The sequence below is a fragment of the Psychroflexus gondwanensis ACAM 44 genome (assembly GCF_000355905.1).
Lineage (GTDB): Bacteria > Bacteroidota > Bacteroidia > Flavobacteriales > Flavobacteriaceae > Psychroflexus > Psychroflexus gondwanensis.
On sequence record NZ_APLF01000007.1, the window covers coordinates 31,264 to 47,467 of the forward strand.

At 35.2% G+C, this 16,204-nt stretch carries 16 protein-coding genes; 1 reads left to right on the forward strand and 15 read right to left on the reverse strand.

All coding sequences use genetic code 11. From position 1 onward, the window contains the following. Positions 1-228: 228 nt before the first annotated feature. The 5 genes from PGOND44_RS07850 to PGOND44_RS07870 all read right to left on the reverse strand — a co-directional run bounded on the left by PGOND44_RS07850 (position 229) and on the right by PGOND44_RS07870 (position 5,753). Positions 229-2,892, reverse strand: coding sequence for a carboxypeptidase-like regulatory domain-containing protein (locus PGOND44_RS07850; RefSeq protein WP_003439537.1), 2,664 nt, complete (start codon positions 2,890-2,892; stop codon positions 229-231). Further along, a complete protein-coding gene (locus tag PGOND44_RS14975) occupies positions 2,870-3,652 on the reverse strand; it encodes a GLPGLI family protein (RefSeq protein ID WP_003439539.1) in 783 nt (260 codons plus the stop codon). Before PGOND44_RS14975 ends, PGOND44_RS07850 begins: the two co-directional genes overlap by 23 nt. A 117-nt stretch (positions 3,653-3,769) precedes the next feature. Continuing rightward, positions 3,770-4,567 (reverse strand): GLPGLI family protein, encoded by a 798-nt coding sequence (locus PGOND44_RS07860; RefSeq protein ID WP_040555915.1) that lies wholly within the window; start codon positions 4,565-4,567, stop codon positions 3,770-3,772. Between the two features lie 57 nt (positions 4,568-4,624). Next, on the reverse strand, positions 4,625-5,380 hold the full coding sequence (locus PGOND44_RS07865) for a GLPGLI family protein (RefSeq protein ID WP_003439545.1): 756 nt from the start codon (positions 5,378-5,380) through the stop codon (positions 4,625-4,627). Between the two features lie 73 nt (positions 5,381-5,453). After that, a complete protein-coding gene (locus PGOND44_RS07870) occupies positions 5,454-5,753 on the reverse strand; it encodes a hypothetical protein (protein ID WP_003439547.1) in 300 nt (99 codons plus the stop codon). A 630-nt stretch (positions 5,754-6,383) separates the two neighbouring features. Here PGOND44_RS07870 and PGOND44_RS07875 point away from each other — a divergent pair. Further along, positions 6,384-6,722, forward strand: coding sequence for a single-stranded DNA-binding protein (locus PGOND44_RS07875; RefSeq protein ID WP_003439555.1), 339 nt, complete (start codon positions 6,384-6,386; stop codon positions 6,720-6,722). A 323-nt stretch (positions 6,723-7,045) separates the two neighbouring features. Here the strand turns inward: PGOND44_RS07875 and PGOND44_RS15280 are convergent, their stop codons facing one another. From PGOND44_RS15280 to PGOND44_RS07920, 10 genes are all read right to left on the reverse strand, one after another. Then, positions 7,046-7,243: a hypothetical protein gene (locus PGOND44_RS15280; RefSeq protein ID WP_003439563.1), complete on the reverse strand. Its 198-nt coding sequence runs from the start codon at positions 7,241-7,243 to the stop codon at positions 7,046-7,048. Between the two features lie 48 nt (positions 7,244-7,291). Then, positions 7,292-8,239, reverse strand: a complete 948-nt coding sequence (locus tag PGOND44_RS07880; RefSeq protein WP_003439566.1) for a 2-hydroxyacid dehydrogenase — start codon at positions 8,237-8,239, stop codon at positions 7,292-7,294. Between the two features lie 40 nt (positions 8,240-8,279). Then, positions 8,280-8,690 carry an acyl-CoA thioesterase gene (locus PGOND44_RS07885; RefSeq protein ID WP_003439569.1) on the reverse strand — a complete coding sequence of 137 codons (411 nt, stop codon included), beginning with the start codon at positions 8,688-8,690 and terminating at the stop codon, positions 8,280-8,282. A gap of 1 nt (position 8,691) precedes the next feature. Beyond that, a complete protein-coding gene (gene mgtE / locus PGOND44_RS07890) occupies positions 8,692-10,041 on the reverse strand; it encodes a magnesium transporter (protein WP_003439572.1) in 1,350 nt (449 codons plus the stop codon). Then, the gene (gene rsmA / locus PGOND44_RS07895) at positions 10,031-10,897 is read right to left on the reverse strand and encodes a 16S rRNA (adenine(1518)-N(6)/adenine(1519)-N(6))-dimethyltransferase RsmA (protein WP_003439575.1); all 867 of its coding nucleotides are present in this window, start codon (positions 10,895-10,897) and stop codon (positions 10,031-10,033) included. Before rsmA ends, mgtE begins: the two co-directional genes overlap by 11 nt. Then, positions 10,894-11,205, reverse strand: a complete 312-nt coding sequence (locus PGOND44_RS07900) for a DUF4286 family protein (RefSeq protein WP_003439588.1) — start codon at positions 11,203-11,205, stop codon at positions 10,894-10,896. Before PGOND44_RS07900 ends, rsmA begins: the two co-directional genes overlap by 4 nt. Positions 11,206-11,208: 3 nt before the next feature. Next, positions 11,209-13,056: a tetratricopeptide repeat protein gene (locus PGOND44_RS07905; RefSeq protein ID WP_236611976.1), complete on the reverse strand. Its 1,848-nt coding sequence runs from the start codon at positions 13,054-13,056 to the stop codon at positions 11,209-11,211. Positions 13,057-13,110: 54 nt separating this feature from the next. After that, positions 13,111-14,382, reverse strand: coding sequence for a serine--tRNA ligase (gene serS, locus PGOND44_RS07910; RefSeq protein WP_003439594.1), 1,272 nt, complete (start codon positions 14,380-14,382; stop codon positions 13,111-13,113). 509 nt (positions 14,383-14,891) lie between these two features. Then, positions 14,892-15,188: a chaperone modulator CbpM gene (locus PGOND44_RS07915; protein ID WP_003439597.1), complete on the reverse strand. Its 297-nt coding sequence runs from the start codon at positions 15,186-15,188 to the stop codon at positions 14,892-14,894. Beyond that, the gene (locus PGOND44_RS07920) at positions 15,185-16,093 is read right to left on the reverse strand and encodes a DnaJ C-terminal domain-containing protein (RefSeq protein WP_003439600.1); all 909 of its coding nucleotides are present in this window, start codon (positions 16,091-16,093) and stop codon (positions 15,185-15,187) included. The genes PGOND44_RS07915 and PGOND44_RS07920 overlap by 4 nt, the downstream gene beginning before the upstream one ends. Positions 16,094-16,204: the final 111 nt, after the last annotated feature.

Sequence of the window (16,204 nt, forward strand, 5' to 3'; positions counted from 1 at the left end):
GTTATTAACAATAGAATTTAAAAGATTTTCAACATATCCGTTACAGTTTATAAATCACCTTACACATCACAATCCTAGGCTGAATAAATAGTCTTCAGTCCGAGACTATGAATTCATTAACAGAATTCTGCCTTTTAAATTCAATATCAAACAAGTTAGTGGCGTTTAACTCAAATCCCCAGGCTGAATCTTCAAAATTAATTTTTATAAAATAGAGATGAATATAAATCAAAATCTATATTCCATTTTCAATAAAACAAACCTTGGTAAAAGTCTATATTCAGTTGTTGAGAAACCTATATCACTGATTGAAAAACTTCTAAACCGTTCCGTATTGAAGAGGTTTTTTCCTGAGAGTCCTAAAGTTAATTTGTTTTCAATCAATTTATAACGCGCATCAAAATCTAAAAAATAATAGGTATTATCGGTTTCCAAATTTCCAAAATAATAAAGTTCGGATTGCATTTGAACATCAAACTTATCGTTGAACACAACCGATAAATCTAAAAAACTCACATTATTCGTAAATGAATTATCTATGGTGGTTTTAATCTGGCTCGTCGTCCATTTTGTTCCCACATGATAATTAAAAGCACCTCGGAATCCCGAACGCAATTCTAATCCATAATTGTAATTGTTTGAGGTGACCTCTCTTAAACCAGTGCTGTTTACAATGTTCTTAAATTCACTTTTGGTATACCCTAAATCCAGCTTCAAGTTTGATGAGATGGACTTAAAATAAAAATCTAAATCTGAATTAATACTTATAAACTCACGGTCTTTGATCAGTATTTTTTCAGATTGAGCAAAGTTTTGTTGAAGTTGTGTGTTGGTTGAAAAGAAATCGTGGTTTTTATTATATATGATAAATGTATTTGCAAAAAAACGGTCGCTCCAGTTACCCAATTGATAATTGAACACAAGACTTGACGCATCAAGTTGATTGAAATCGCCTGTTCCTTTAGTGAACGAACGAAAGCCTGTCATTACAAAATCATCAAACACATCCAACACTCCAGCATTAGTAGTAGTATAAGAATATGAAGTCATCAACTTGTTTTTACCATTTATTTTCCAATCCATACCTAAACTCGGATTGATAAAAAATGGACTTTGATGATCTGATAAATTGTTATTTTCTAACCGATTGAAAAGTTGATGTGCGTCCAATTTGGCTGTAAAACCAAAATCCTTGATTTTGAAGAGGTATTTACTTTTGAAGTACAAATCATTCACTTGGTATTTGGTTTGATTTTGATAGCCTGTGGGTTGATCGATTATAGAATTGTCTTCCAACACTGAAAATGTCGTAAATAACTTATCTTCCCTAAACTCATTACCCAGCTGCAATTCTAATAAATTACCCTTATCTCTTCTGTCAAGTAAATGTGCATTAATACCTGCAAATTTCATCTGGCTGTTACTCTGCTGCGAAACATTATTTGCATTATCGGAAGCAGGAAATAAATCATCATAAAAGAACTCATTGAAGCTGTAACTTTGTGGTGATTCTTCGTCGATAAACCGCCCAGTCAACAAGAATACTTTTTTGTCATCAAACTTAGTGCTGTAACTTATTTTTTGGTCAAAAAGCGTGTTTTGATGTTGAAGGTTCTCTAGTGTAGAGTTTCCATTAAAAACAAGATTGGAGACATCATCAAAATCTCCATTATTATATTTGGTAGTGGCTTCAAGCATTTTAGTTTTTGAAAAATTGTAGATAAAATCAAGTTTTCCGAAAGCAATTCTCTTTTTATTTTGAAGCTGATAATCTTCAGTATTGGTAAAACTAGCTCCACTCACGTCTACAAAATCAGTAGAATTCCTAAAAAAGTCGGTTTCGTCCCAATTGAAAAACCCAAGTGTTTTTATTTTTAGTTTTTCAGTTGGGTTAAAAATCGCGTTGAGTGAAACCAATTCAGCATTATTGAAATTGGTCCTGCTTTTTTTAAAATTTAGCTGAGGTGGTGATAAACTTAAAAGTGTATTTACACTTTGACCGTCACCAATACTAGCCGGCTCATTTATTCTAAAAGGACGTATTAAATCTTGGATATCACCTGTGGCATTGTATCCTATGCTATTGAGATTTGTTAGAAAATAGTATTTATTCTTTTTACCAAAGTTCATCAAATTGCCCTTCAATTGATAAAAACTGTCATTACCAATACTGGTTTCTATATTACCAAACCAAATGCGTTTGGATTTCTCATCCAGTTTTAAGTTTAGAGCCACTTTATTACTTTCTTCCACCCCTTTTAACAGTCGGTTATTTGAGTAGTTCTTTAAAACTTCAACTTCCTCGATGGGATAAGCAGGCATATTTTTAGACAGAATTTTATAACCTTTCTCAAAAAGGTCATCCCCATCCACCATCAATTTTTCAATTTCTTGATTCCCCACCTTTATCGTGCCTTCGCTATCTATTTGTAAACCTGGTATCCTTCGTAATAAATCTTCTACTGTCTGCTCGGTACCATCAGTGAAATATTTGGTTTTAAAATTTATAGTATCATTACTTATAGAAATTGGGGACTCGGCCTGTATAATGACTTCATCTAAATCCATAGGTTTCTCTTTTAAAACCACATCAATTTTAAGGTTCTTTTGTTCTGAATTCAGAACCAATGGAACGGTTTTAGCCTCATAACCAAGTGAAGAAACTACTAAATAGAATCTCCCAGTCTTATTTGTTTTTAATTGATAAATACCCTCATCATCTGTGTATGTGTAAGCTATTATGGATTTTGATAAGCTATCTTTTAGAATAACAGTTGCTGAGGAAATAGGGTTTAGAGAATCACTAACAGAACCAGATATATTTACTTGGCCAAAACATATAGATGAATAAACAAAAACAATTATTAATCTAATATTTTTCAAGAGAATCATTACATTCTTCACAATTAGAACTAAGTTTTGGAGTTGACACACCTCTTGGAAGTTGCTGTTTGACTCTATTTAAAATGATCTGATTTTTATTATCAATAAATTCTTTCAATTCATCAATAGTAAGTATCTCTTTTTCATTCTCAAAAAGTAAATTTATCTTATTTATAAGAGCATTATACAAAGTATCTGTGCTTGCGTCGATAGATTTAATTTTTAAAGCATTTAATTTGAACTCACTATTACTATCTCTTGCTTCTAATATTAAACCATCTAATCCATTTAATTTCCAAGGTCCAAAAGTTGTTGGTATTTGATTTGTATACCATACGAAAAATTTTCTTCCTCTAAATTCTTTTGTTGCAAGTTTACATTCATAATTAGCAATGTATTTTGTACTATCAATCATTTGCCAATTGTTTTTAAAAACATCTTCCTTGATTTCTAATGCTTGTCCAAAAAAAGTTTCTAAAAAATAAAATCCATCTCTTTTATTAACGTAAACATTAGAATTCATTTTATTCCCTAATTCTAAATTGTAAGTTTTTTGATTATATACGTTCCCCTCATTTTTATTTCCAGATTTGCTTTCCCGTTCAATATAGATTGATAATGAGTCGGTCAAAACAAGGTCATATTTTTTATACAAATTGATAGATGAGTTTTGAAAACTTTGCTCGTAGTTTATTTCGATTGTTTGCGAGTAGATTACAAGAACTTTTAAGAAAAATAAACAAAAAAAATACTGTTTAATTCCAATCATAATATTATTTTTTAGTGAAATAGTTATTAATAAAGTAAATATCTATTTCGTAATTTTATAACGTTAATAAATATGAAAATCTTAAAAAAGATAAAGCTTATAATGTTTTACCGAAATTTAATCTTCTTTTGTTTCTTTTTCCCATTCATAAATTTTTTCTATGCTGACTCTTTCAGTATTATTCAATTTTATGGAACCTCCTCTTGAAACCCTGGTTTTCATTGTTTGATCCATCTGTTTCAATTTGTTTTCAAATTTTTCTACAATGCTTCTATAAGTTACAATTGGTGAGTTATATGATTCTGATAAAAACTTCAAATCAATATCTTGTTTGAATGGAATAATAATTTTGCTTGCCTTCCAATGGTATTGTAATCCATTATCATCATTGTAAACTTCCATTATGAGTCCAGGAAGTCCTTTAAATTTAAAGGGACCGAAGACTATTGGAATTTCAGGTGTATAGTAGGCTATAATTTCAGAACCTCTAAATGTCCCTTCAGCTTTATAACACTTAAAAGTATTTAATATTTTAGATTCATTAGTATTTAATTTCCAAGATATATCAGGCAAACTATCGATAGCTACAATGGTATTCTGTATATTTTTAGGTTGACTAACAAAATACATAGTTGGCGAATCCGATTTTGTATAATACTTCATCGCATTAATTTTTATCTCTGCAGGATTAATGGAGTATTGATTATCTCCTTCTTTTTTTATAATTTCATTATTAGTTATCTCTACTATTTCAGTTGTATAAAGAGCATTGTTTGCGTCAGCTATAAGATACTCAACAGTATTTATTGAACCTTTCATTACAGCATATTCAACATAAATTTTTAATGTTTTATTTTGACCGCTAAAAGCATTAACTGAAAAAATTATAATTAATAAACAGAATATATATTTCATTGTTATGAATTAATAAATATGAAGATCTTAAAAAAGATAAAACTTATAATGTTTTATTTAATTTTCTTTTGTTTCTTCTTCCCATTCAAATTTTATTTCAAAACCTGTTCTAAAAGATTTTTGGCTAACAACTTTTGCACCTCTTGGTAATCTAGTCAATGTTTTCGGGTCTAATCCTTTACCATTAAATTTTAAGTCAGCATATTCTCTAATGGATATTATTTCTTGATTATTATACTTCAAATCTTTAGAATTAAAGTCATAAGATGTAGATTTCACTTGCTGTAGAAACCAATTATATCTTTTGGTTTCGTCGTATATTTCGTAAATAAGACCTGGTAAACCTTGAAATTTCCAAGGGCCTGCTTTTATTGCAGTATCTGTTGAATACCAAGCAATATAATTTCTCCCTCTAAAGTAGCATGTAGCCTTATTAAGTCTGATATCATTAATTATTTTACTTTCTTCTAAAAGTTTCCATTTAAAATCAGGTATTTTTTCTTTGATAAGTTTGCTCTCTTTTAAAATGTCATCTTTCGTTGTCAATATGTCATTTTCGTAATCGAAAAAATTGTATCCTTTCTCTCCAGAACTCAACCTAACAGTTATATCAACTTCATAATCTTCATTTTCTTCTGTATTGCCGATTTTCTCGGTAATATATACTGTTTTTTTTTGATTGCTACTTACATATAAATATCCGTTTTTTGTAGTTGGTAGTTCAGTATTATACAAAACTTTGTAGGTGATTAAAACTGATTTTTCTTGAGAAAATGTAATAAGTGGTAATAGTAAAAAGAATATGTTTTTCATCTTATTTTATTTAATGTGAATAAAAAACTGCGACTATTAAATTGAACTTTGTAGTCGCAGTTAGGGTTTGAAATTAGCCTAAACTATCAGCAATTTCATTACATTCTTCGGCAGAATCTACATCTTCAACTACAATAGTAAATTGAAGCAAAAGATTACCATCGCCATCATATGCACCAACAGTTATGTAACAAGTATCAAAAACCTCTAAATTATTTTCAATTTTTAGAGTATTACTAAAATCATTTGATCTTAATGATTCAGCTAATTCAATTGCTTCATCATAATTGTCAGTTGGTACTCCTATTGCATTATTGGCAAAAGCAAACGTTACTACTAGCATAAAAGCTAAGGTAAATAAAACATTTTTCATGATTAAAATTTTTAAATAATTAATTTTTGGCAGTTTAGACTCATACCGGAATATCTATACTTCTTAACTTAAGAAGTGACACATCTCATTAAAAATTATACATTTGCAATCCACAGTGAAGCGTATGTTTTCATGCCTTTACGGGAGAAGCTTCTACCTAGTAGGAGCTTTCTCTTTTTAAATTCTATTCTTTATTTTATTGGCACTATTTTAATTTATTATAAATATAGTATTAAGATATCTTTTTGGATTACGGTTTGACCGTACACTTGTTACGGTTAAATCGTAATTTTCAATTATATCTCTCGAAAGCCTAGTTATTGCTAGAATGTGAATATATTAAAGTTATTATATTTATACATTTGGGGTTGTTTTTCTCTTTTTAAGCCTTAAATCTTAATTTTTCACTGAAAAATAAGGTCTAAAAACTCAACATACTAACAGATTTTAAAAGCCTTGAAGCGTTTGTAAACGACTACAACCGTTTGTAAACGCAAGTAAAAGGAAGTAACTGGATATCTGTCAATTAAAGGGAATTCGTGCTCTCATCTTTGCCCTGTCGATAGGAAACACCATCGATGTGGTTTAGAAAGACTAAGCCATTTTAAAAAACCATTTAATTTTATAGTTATGAGTACTTTAAAAAATTCAGTACAGTTAATGGGCCACTTAGGTCAAGATCCAGAAGTTATCAACCTTGACTCTGGGAAGAAACTCGTTAAATTCTCTATCGCTACCAACGAGTATTATCACGACAGTAGCGGCGAGAAAGTCACTAACACCTACTGGCATAATATCATCGCCTGGGGCAAGACCGCTAGCTTTATAGAAACCTATGTCAAAAAAGGACAAGAGGTTCTATTAAAAGGGAAACTCGCTCCCCGCTCCTACGAAACCAAAGACGGTGAAAAACGCTACATAACAGAAATCAATTGTTCTGAGATTGTGACGACCTCACAGAAGGTGTAGAATTATTGGTGGTTTGATAAAGAATATTTATAAAAATCGCTTAAATGACACTTTATTCCTTGCCACAACATAGCCCACGGTTTAAACCGTGGGCTATGTGTTATTAACTACCTAATGGTTTTAACCATTTATATAATCTATCTCACAATTTGTTTTAACCGCTCCCCAGTCCTACGAAACCAAAGACGGTGAAAAACGCTACATCACAGAAATCAATTGTTCTGAGATGGTTACGACCTCTCAGAAAGCTTAAGCTCGGCTTTATAATTTGAAAACCCTCATTGTTTTGAATAAACAGGGAGGTTTTGATTAATATATTTTAATCAGGCCTTTACGGGTTTGTAAAAATACCCAAGAATCAGAACCAATAGGACGAAAACAGAGGTTAAAAAGCCTTGTAAATCTTTTAGTATGATGCTACCCTCAAAAATGGATTCCCAGTCTAATGCTATTCCGTAAGCAATAGATGTCACTATGACGACAAGTATCAAGCCTATGTGAAGATTTCTATTTAGAGACATCGCTTATGCTTTTTATAGTTGAATAAGTTAACTTTTTACTAAAGATACTCAATCTACTTTAAAATCCAAGTGGATTTTATCGACTATAGTTTGAGCGAGTTTAATGTGGCTTTCAAAAGTCCAGCCGGCAACATGTGGACTCAATACTACATTTGGAGCATCTATAAGAAATCGAAATGCCCTAGGGATATCTTTCTCTTTTGAAAACAAATCTTCAAAAGACGTTTTTTCATATTCCAAGACATCTAATCCTGCTCCAAGAATTTTCCCTGACTTAAGTCCATCAACTAGATCTTCTGTCACCACACTTTTACCCCTCGCCGTATTGATCAACCAAAAGGGTTTTGACATGGACTCTATAAACTTTGCATCGACCATGCCTAAAGTTTTTAGTGTTTGCGGAGTATGCAAACTGATGACCTCTGCTTTAGCTTTTAATTCCTTCAAGCTCACTTGCTTGGCATTGGCATCGCCAAGGTTTTCTAAAATATCGTAACACAAGACTTCAACCTCAAATCCGCTCAATTTCTTAGCAAAGGCTTTTCCTGTATTTCCGTAACCGATGATGCCTAGCGTTTTACCTTCCAACTCATGTCCTCTATTTTCCTCACGCCGCCACTGGCCGTTTACCACTTCATCGTGTGCTGTACGCAACTTATTGAACAAAGAAAGCAGCATGCCGAGTGCGTGTTCAGAAACGGCATTGCGGTTGCCTTCTGGTGCGTTATAGAGTTGTATTCCTTTTTTCTGTGCATAATCGACGTCTATATTTTCTAACCCAGCGCCTACCCGACCTATAAATTTAAGACGAGTGGCATGATCCAAAAAGGCTTTGTCAATTTTAAAACGACTCCGGATGATGACTCCATCATAGTGGTGGATTTTGGCTTCAACTTCAGCTTTTGTACTCGTAAAATCTTCAGTGTTGTCGAAACCCAATGTGGTTAATTCCTTGATCATTAAAGGGTGATTACTGTCCAGATGTAGTATTTTCATAGTACTAAAGTTTTAAACTGAATATCGCATAAGCATCAAGCTAAGCAGAATCAAATTCAATATAAGGCTTTAAAATAGCCGTAGTGATAAGACTTGGTTTTTTGGTAACTCTATCGATAAAACACCAATTGGTTTTGGCCTCTACCACGGTTTTTCCATCGGTTTTACGAGTGATATCCACCCGACGCTCCGACTTCACTTTGGAGTAATTTTCTATCCAGGTAGTTAAGATAAGCTCTTCACCTAAAAAGGCTTGCCGTTTATAGTGTATATGATGATCCAGCACAAACCAAGCGTGTTTTTCTCGAGTATCTGCTGGGGTTTTGGTGGTCCAATGCGCTTCAGAAATATCTAAAACCCATTTGATATATTCCAAGTTATTAACGTGGTTCTGCTCATCCAAATGATGAGAGGCGACCGTCAATTCTTGCTGAAATGGAATAGGCGTCATACTAAAAGTTCAGTATTAATTTGGCGATATAGAAATAAGCTAGAATCCCAATGATATCATTGCTTGTTGTGATAAAAGGACCTGTAGCAATAGCGGGATCTATGCCGCGTTTATTCAAAATAATAGGCACGAACGTTCCAATTAAAGCCGCCATGATAATCACCGATAAAATGGAAACCGCAATGGAAAGGCTTACTAAAAACTCCATGGAGGTGGCTGCTCCAAAAACCAAAACTAAAATCGCCAAGGCAGAGCCGTTAATAATGCTTAACGCCACTTCTTTGAGCAGTCGCTTCACCAAGCTATCTTTTACAGAATCATTGGCAAGACCTTGTACAATAATCGCCGAAGATTGTACTCCAACGTTACCAGCCATAGCCGCAATAAGGGGGGTGAAGAAGAATAGAATTTCATATTCCTCTAAAGCAGAATCGAAGCCTTGCATCACATAAACAGCTCCTAAGCCTCCAAAAAGTCCCAAAATAAGCCAAGGCAATCTGGCGCGGGTAAGTTCCCAAACGCTACTATCTGCCTCGACATCTTCAGAAATACCTGCTGCCATTTGGTAATCTTTATCGGCTTCTTCTTTAATAAAATCTATAATATCATCTACGGTAATTCTACCGACCAATCTACCAAACTCATCCACAACGGGAATGGCTTCCAAATCGTATTTTTGCATTAGTCTTGCCACTTCCTCTCCAGAGGTGTGGACATCTACATAATCCACATTACGGATATAGACATCTCCAATTTCTGCTTTACTAGAAGCGGTAATCAAATCTTTTAAAGACAACCTGCCTTTCAGTCTTCCTTTGTTATCCACCACGTAGATCGAGTGGACGCGCGTCACATTTTCGGCCTGGTTTCGCATTTCGGTCATACAGCCGGTGACACTCCAGTTTTCGTTCACCCGGATAAGCTCTTTAGCCATAAGTCCACCAGCAGAATTCTCATCATATTTGAGCAACTCTACGATGTTTTCTGCGTGCTCCTTATCCTTGATGTTGGAAATAACTTGAGTCTTAATATCCTCAGAAAGTTCCGATATGATATCTGCGGCATCATCGGTATCCATTTCTTCAATCTCGTTGGCAATTTCCTTGGCATTGAGGTTTCTCAAGATCTTCTCTCGGTCATCCTCATCCATCTCCATCAAGACTTCAGACGTTTGATCGCTGCACAGCAACTTTATGATATAGGTGGCCTCATCCATGGTCAATTCATCGAGAATCTCGGCAATATCGGCATGGTGAAATTCTTCCAAATGCGATTGAAGCTCTTGGTCTTTTTGTTCTTCAACAAGAACTTCTATTTTCTCAATTAATTCTTTGGTGAGTTCAAATGGCATCTTGGCTTATTTTTAAAGTCAAATCGATAAATTGCTCAACGCTCAACTGCTCTGGGCGTTTTGTAAAGATAGGATCTTCTCTCAATTCTGGTGAAAGGTTGAATTTTTTTAAGCTGTTACGCAAGGTTTTCCTTCTCTGTTGAAACGCTGTTTTTACCACATCCCGTAGTTTCTTCTCCTCACAAGGCAGCTCATAATTTTCCTTGCGCTGCAACCTCAACACCCCACTATGGATCTTGGGAGGCGGGTCAAATGCCTCTGGTGGGACTGTAAACAAATACTCGGCTTTGTAGAAAGCCTGAACCAAAACCGATAAAATCCCGTAGGTTTTACTGCCTTCTGAAGCACAGATTCGCTGGGCGACTTCCTTTTGAAACATCCCCGAAAATTCTGGGATTTGCTCTTTATATTCCAAAGTCTTAAAAACGATTTGCGTGGAAATGTTATAGGGAAAATTACCGATAATCGCAAATTGCGTATCTCTGAAATAGTTTGAAAGATCCACTTTTAAAAAATCGGCTTCTATCACTGTAAGTGCTTTCGAATCCCCCTCGATGTGGTGTTCCTTTTTAAATGAAGAATTTAAAAAGGCGATGGACTCCCGATCGAGATCCATTGCCACAAACTGATTGTATTTTCCCAATAGATATTTGGTTAATACACCCATACCAGGTCCAATTTCTAGGACACTGCTGTAATTGTCTTTTTGCAAAGTCTCCGCAATCCGTTGGGAAATATCTTCATCAATAAGAAAATGCTGCCCCAAGTGCTTTTTGGCTCTCACTTCCCTAACGCCTTGTTCAAAGTTTGTTTTGAACACTTTGTCGTCTATTGAGGTTCTTTCTTTTTCACTCATAATTCTTCGTGTACAATTTCCATTTCCGTTCTAAAACTTACAGACTTACCATCAAAAAGTTTGGTTTGCGCTCTAAGTTCATCTGCATCTTCTTCAAAATAACGCTCCAAAATAGTTTTATTCTGAACTTTATACTGCACAGAATAGGTAATACCTCCCATAGATTCTATCACGTCCACTCTACTCATGGTAGCACTTATAAACTTTCCCGTTTTTATCATGGCAGGGATATGCTCTTCTTTCATCCACTTCACCCATTGGTCATGGACATTTTCTTCTATGTTGGTCGTCACGTTGTAAATAAACATTTTTTATTGAATTTGATCTCCTCTTAGCATTCTGAAGCGTTTTCTGGCGTCTACAAAAAATATACTATCGGGATGATTAAAAATTAAGGTTTCGAAATAAGGTTTTGCTTGGTCTGGAGCTTTAAGCTCGTCCATATATAGCGTTCCAAGAAGAAAATTGGCATTGTCTGCCAAAATCTCATCGCTATGATCGTCAATAATACGTTGTAGATAAAGAAGTGCTTTTTCCACCTCTTGGTTGGCTAGATGTATTTTTGCAATTCTGAATAAGACCTCATCCACAATGGAAGGCGATTGATAGTCTTCAAGAACTCCTTCCAAAATAGTTAAAGCCTGAGTAGGTTGATTTTGAAATAGCAACAAATCTGCTTTTGCAACAAGTTTCAAGTCTGTTCTCAACGTGTCTTCTTGGCTATTGTCTTTGATCAACAAGGCCAACTCCATAGCATCATTTGCTGTCAGTTGAGATGCCGATGACTTTAAAACCTTAAGCTGCGTTAAGGCCCAATCGAAATCTCCTCTATAATAACTGGTTTTGGCCACTTTAAATCTAGCTTCTCTAGCGATATCTGTATTTGGAATAAGCTTCTCTACTTGGGTATACAAAAGTAAAGCTTGGTTAAATTTTGAATCTTGCACCATCAAATCGGCCTGTAGCAATTTCAGTTCTGCCGTTTGTTGCTGATATAAATCTTGACTGGCTATAAGTTCAATTTGCGTTAAGGCTTTTACAACATCTCGCTTTTGGTAAGCAAAGAATTCAACAAAATCTTTTTGAATTAAAAAGCTATCTCTGTTTCTGCCAATCTTTTCAATAAACCTAGCGTAAGCCTCTTCAATAGCCTCATACTGATCTGTTGAAGCCATAAGTTGCTTCACTAGCAAAAGTTCTCGTTCTGCTGAAAGTAATTCCCGTTGACTTGAAGCCTTCTCCACTGCAAAATGAAGCATTTCTTCTGCCGCAGTTAGCTCTTTCTTATCTTTAGAAATTAAGGCTAAGTCGATAATGCGATTTAAAGACTTAAGATCTTGACGTTGATAAATGGCTTTTTCTTGCGCAAAGGCCTTTGCGTAATCCTCCTGCTGAACAAAGAGCCAGCTCAGCATTTGATTGAAGATAAGCTCTGGATTTTTTTGACTGCGTTGCAACAGGACTCTTCTTAGGGCCACATTGGCAGCGTTATTTCCATCTTCGGTGATATATTGAGTAAAGTTTCTATTTAAAATCTGGAAATAACTTGTGTTTTCAGCGATGAGATCCATGTAATTTTCAAACATCTCCAGGTATTTACTTTGCTCTCCATAAATACGAGCTAACTGAATGGTGTTATTGCTTCTAGGCTCAATCTGTTGGGCCGTTTCGTAAGTTTGGACCGCAAGATCCAACAGCCCATATTTTTGAAAAACATTGCCTACAGAATAAGAAAAACCTGGCCTAGCCTTTACTTGTGCTATGGCTTTTTGGTAGTACTCTTGGGCTTTTAGTGTATCGCTTTGTTTTTGGTACAAATACCCCAACTCAATTTGAATATTGGGATATTCTCCAACTTCGGTGAGATAGGTTTTTAAGACGCTTTCGGCTTCTTCGGTTTTGCCCATGGCTTGTAAAGTCTCTACATAACCAAGTAACCAGTTTTGTTGTCTTGGATTCTTTTTATGCAGATTACCAAAGATAGAGGCTGCCTTTTCATAGTCGCCTTGGTCTAAGTAATTTCTCGCCAAATCTTCACTTTGTCCAAAGCCCACGGTAAAGACAAAGCACATCAGGAGACTTAAAAAGCATTTCATCATTGAAAAATAGAGCGTTCTCGAAAGCATTCCCAAATTTACCGAAATATTTATCGGTGTCATCACATCTGAGAAAGATTTCTTTAATATGAGGTGACTTTCAATTGTAATTTTAGCCTATGAAATCTTATCGAAGCCGGTATAAGGGCGCAACGCCTCGGGAATAACAATACCCTCATCGGTTTGATAATTCTCTAGGATTCCCGCCAAAACTCTTGGCAAGGCCAAAGAACTCCCGTTGAGCGTATGGACCAAAGCTTTCTTATTATCGGCATCTTTATAGCGAATCTTTAAGCGATTGGCCTGAAAGGTCTCAAAATTGGATACTGAAGAGATTTCCAACCAACGGTCTTGAGCCGTCGAAAACAATTCAAAATCGAAAGTTAATGCAGAGGTAAATCCTAAATCACCACCACACAATCTCAAGACGCGATAGGGCAACTTCAAATCCCTTAAGATAGATTTGATATGCTCCACCATAGCGTCCAAAACTTGGTAAGATTCATCAGGCTTTACGATGTTTACCAATTCTACTTTATCGAACTGGTGTAAGCGATTAAGACCACGAACGTGGGCCCCATAACTTCCTGCTTCCCTTCTAAAACAAGGCGTGTAAGCCGTTAATTGAATAGGTAAGTCCTGGAAATTGAGCAAATCGTCACGGTAAATATTGGTAATAGGAACTTCAGATGTGGGGATCAAGTACAAGTCATCAATACCAACGTGATACATCTGTCCTTCTTTATCTGGAAGTTGACCCGTTCCATAGCCAGAAGCTTCGTTGACAAGAAGCGGAACTTGGACTTCGTTATAGCCAGCTTCGGTATTTTTGTCCAGAAAATAGGAAATTAAGGCCCTTTGTAAACGCGCGCCTTTGCCTTTATAAACAGGAAATCCAGCCCCTGTGATTTTATTTCCCAATTCGAAATCGATAATATCGTATTTCTTGGCAAGTTCCCAGTGAGGTAAAGCTGATTTGGATAAAGTTGGGATTTCTCCTTCAGAAAAAATCTCTTCATTGTCCTCTTCGCTTTTTCCAGCAGGAACTGAGGGATGTGGAATATTAGGAACTTGATATAACAAAGCCTGAAGCTCTGTTGCTACTTGTCCCATCTCTTCACCAAGACGCTTAGAATCTTCTTTAAGCCCAGCTGTTTTCTCCTTTGCAGCATTAGCTTTCTCGGTCTCACCTGACTTAAATAGCATACCAATTTCTTTGGAAAGCGAGTTGGATTCAGAGAGAATTTCGTCTAATTCTTTTTGAGTAGAACGTCTCCTCTCATCTAGTTTTAAAATAGCTTCAAAAACAGAGTCCGCTTCAAAATTCCTTTTCTTAAGAGCTTGAACGTACTCCTTTTGATGCGCTCGAATGTGTTTAACTTCCAACATAATGCTTGTGCTTTGCAAAAAACTATAATGCCTGGTGTGGCTCTATAATTTTTTACTTATTTCTTGCAAATTTAGCAATTCAAGCTTCTTTGGCAATTTAAAACTCAAATAAAAAATGGGTAAAATGAGCAAAGTTTACAAATGGTATTGAGGAACATATAATTCAATATCAACCCAAGATTATTAGGCTTAGAGATATGAATTTCCTATCCGTCTGTCTTTTTGGATTTCGTCTTTAAAAAGTAGGCCACAACTAAAGAAGTCACTACCCCCATCATAAGTGCCCATATCGTGCTTTGAGTCACATCATTTTTAAGATTAAAATAAGCTTCTGCTTCTGGGGTTTTGTAATATCCTGTTTCTACTGGATAAGCTATAACCTTGGGAAAATAATCTGGTGTTATGACTGCAAACGTGATCCATTGCGTTGTACCAATTTAAACCTATAATGTCGCCATAAATCGTTTCTTTTTAGCCTATCCTAAAAATAGTCTAACTTTTAAAAACACTCATTCTTCATATAACTTTAGCTTATTTTTGGTGATTATAAGCTCTTCTTGCAAAGTTTCTATTTTTTTCAACAAATTAAAAATAGTATCAATCCCTTCTATATTGATATCGAGCTCATGATGCATTCTAATCATTTTTTCAATATGAACTACATAATCCTTATGCACATACTGAGAGTGCTCTATGGTTCTAATTTCAATTAAATCGAAATCATTCAAATTGATCAAGAACGACATTTCGATATTGTAGTGGACACATAACTGTTGAAGGGGAATAAGGCTCTCTAGATTTATCATGAGCGTAAGTTTTGAAGTTCATTAAACAATTCTTTTTCCTTAGTCGTAAGTTGTGTAGGCAGTTTCAGATTATAGGTAATATATAAATCTCCAAACTCACCTTCTTTTTTATAGACTGGAAATCCTTTTCCTTTGAGTTTTACTTTGGTACCGGTTTGAGTTTCTGGCTTCACTTTCAGTTTCACTTTACTATCTAAAGTCTCTACCGTAAGCTCACCACCAAGCATAGCGGAGTACAAATTAAGGTCTACGGTTTTGTAGAGGTCATTGCGATTTCTTTTAAACTCTGTGGAGTTAGCTATAGAAAATTTGATGTATAAGTCCCCCTTAGGGCCACCATTTACACCTTCACCTCCTTGTCCTTTTATTTTAATTTGCTGCCCATTTTTGACACCTGCAGGAATGGTTAGACGAATGTTTTTTCCGTTGATAGTGAGTGTTCGCTTAGTAGTGGTGTAGACCTCTTTTAAGTCAAGCTGTAGTTCTGCATTGTAATCCTGACCTCGGAAACCTACCCCAGATCCTCCTCTACTGCTAGCTCCTCTACTGCTAGCTCCTCTACCTCCAAACATAGACTCGAAAAAGTCAGAATAATCGCTTTCTGAATAATTACCACCAGACTGTTGCTGAAATGGATTTTGAGTCTGATGTTGCTGCTTGGCTTTCTCGAAGTCTTCTGCGTGCTTCCAATCCTTACCATACTCGTCGTATTTCTTCCGGTTTTCTGGATGACTCAAGACTTCATTAGCTTCATTGATTTGCTTAAACTTTGTTTCAGCCTCCTTGTCGTTGGGATTCAGATCTGGGTGATATTTGCGAGCCATTTTGCGATACGCTTTTTTAATATCGTTTTCTGTCGCGCTTTTTTCAATTCCAAGTATCTTGTAGTAATTGATATATGCCATTCTGTGGTATGTTGTAATTATGTCTTTTTTAAATACTGGAAACCAGCATCCTGTAAAAGATACTACTTTTATAGTAATTATCTCAATATGCCTTATCTAACTATTCACGTC

Bases quoted from the DNA above. Each gene is read 5' to 3' on its own strand.
- PGOND44_RS07850 (WP_003439537.1), bottom strand. From the start codon at position 2,892: ATGATTCTCTTGAAAAATATTAGATTAATAATTGTTTTTGTTTATTCA.
- PGOND44_RS14975 (WP_003439539.1), bottom strand. From the start codon at position 3,652: ATGATTGGAATTAAACAGTATTTTTTTTGTTTATTTTTCTTAAAAGTT.
- PGOND44_RS07860 (WP_040555915.1), bottom strand. From the start codon at position 4,567: ATGAAATATATATTCTGTTTATTAATTATAATTTTTTCAGTTAATGCT.
- PGOND44_RS07865 (WP_003439545.1), bottom strand. From the start codon at position 5,380: ATGAAAAACATATTCTTTTTACTATTACCACTTATTACATTTTCTCAA.
- PGOND44_RS07870 (WP_003439547.1), bottom strand. From the start codon at position 5,753: ATGAAAAATGTTTTATTTACCTTAGCTTTTATGCTAGTAGTAACGTTT.
- PGOND44_RS07875 (WP_003439555.1), top strand. From the start codon at position 6,384: ATGAGTACTTTAAAAAATTCAGTACAGTTAATGGGCCACTTAGGTCAA.
- PGOND44_RS15280 (WP_003439563.1), bottom strand. From the start codon at position 7,243: ATGTCTCTAAATAGAAATCTTCACATAGGCTTGATACTTGTCGTCATA.
- PGOND44_RS07880 (WP_003439566.1), bottom strand. From the start codon at position 8,239: ATGAAAATACTACATCTGGACAGTAATCACCCTTTAATGATCAAGGAA.
- PGOND44_RS07885 (WP_003439569.1), bottom strand. From the start codon at position 8,690: ATGACGCCTATTCCATTTCAGCAAGAATTGACGGTCGCCTCTCATCAT.
- mgtE (WP_003439572.1), bottom strand. From the start codon at position 10,041: ATGCCATTTGAACTCACCAAAGAATTAATTGAGAAAATAGAAGTTCTT.
- rsmA (WP_003439575.1), bottom strand. From the start codon at position 10,897: ATGAGTGAAAAAGAAAGAACCTCAATAGACGACAAAGTGTTCAAAACA.
- PGOND44_RS07900 (WP_003439588.1), bottom strand. From the start codon at position 11,205: ATGTTTATTTACAACGTGACGACCAACATAGAAGAAAATGTCCATGAC.
- PGOND44_RS07905 (WP_236611976.1), bottom strand. From the start codon at position 13,056: ATGACACCGATAAATATTTCGGTAAATTTGGGAATGCTTTCGAGAACG.
- serS (WP_003439594.1), bottom strand. From the start codon at position 14,382: ATGTTGGAAGTTAAACACATTCGAGCGCATCAAAAGGAGTACGTTCAA.
- PGOND44_RS07915 (WP_003439597.1), bottom strand. From the start codon at position 15,188: ATGATAAATCTAGAGAGCCTTATTCCCCTTCAACAGTTATGTGTCCAC.
- PGOND44_RS07920 (WP_003439600.1), bottom strand. From the start codon at position 16,093: ATGGCATATATCAATTACTACAAGATACTTGGAATTGAAAAAAGCGCG.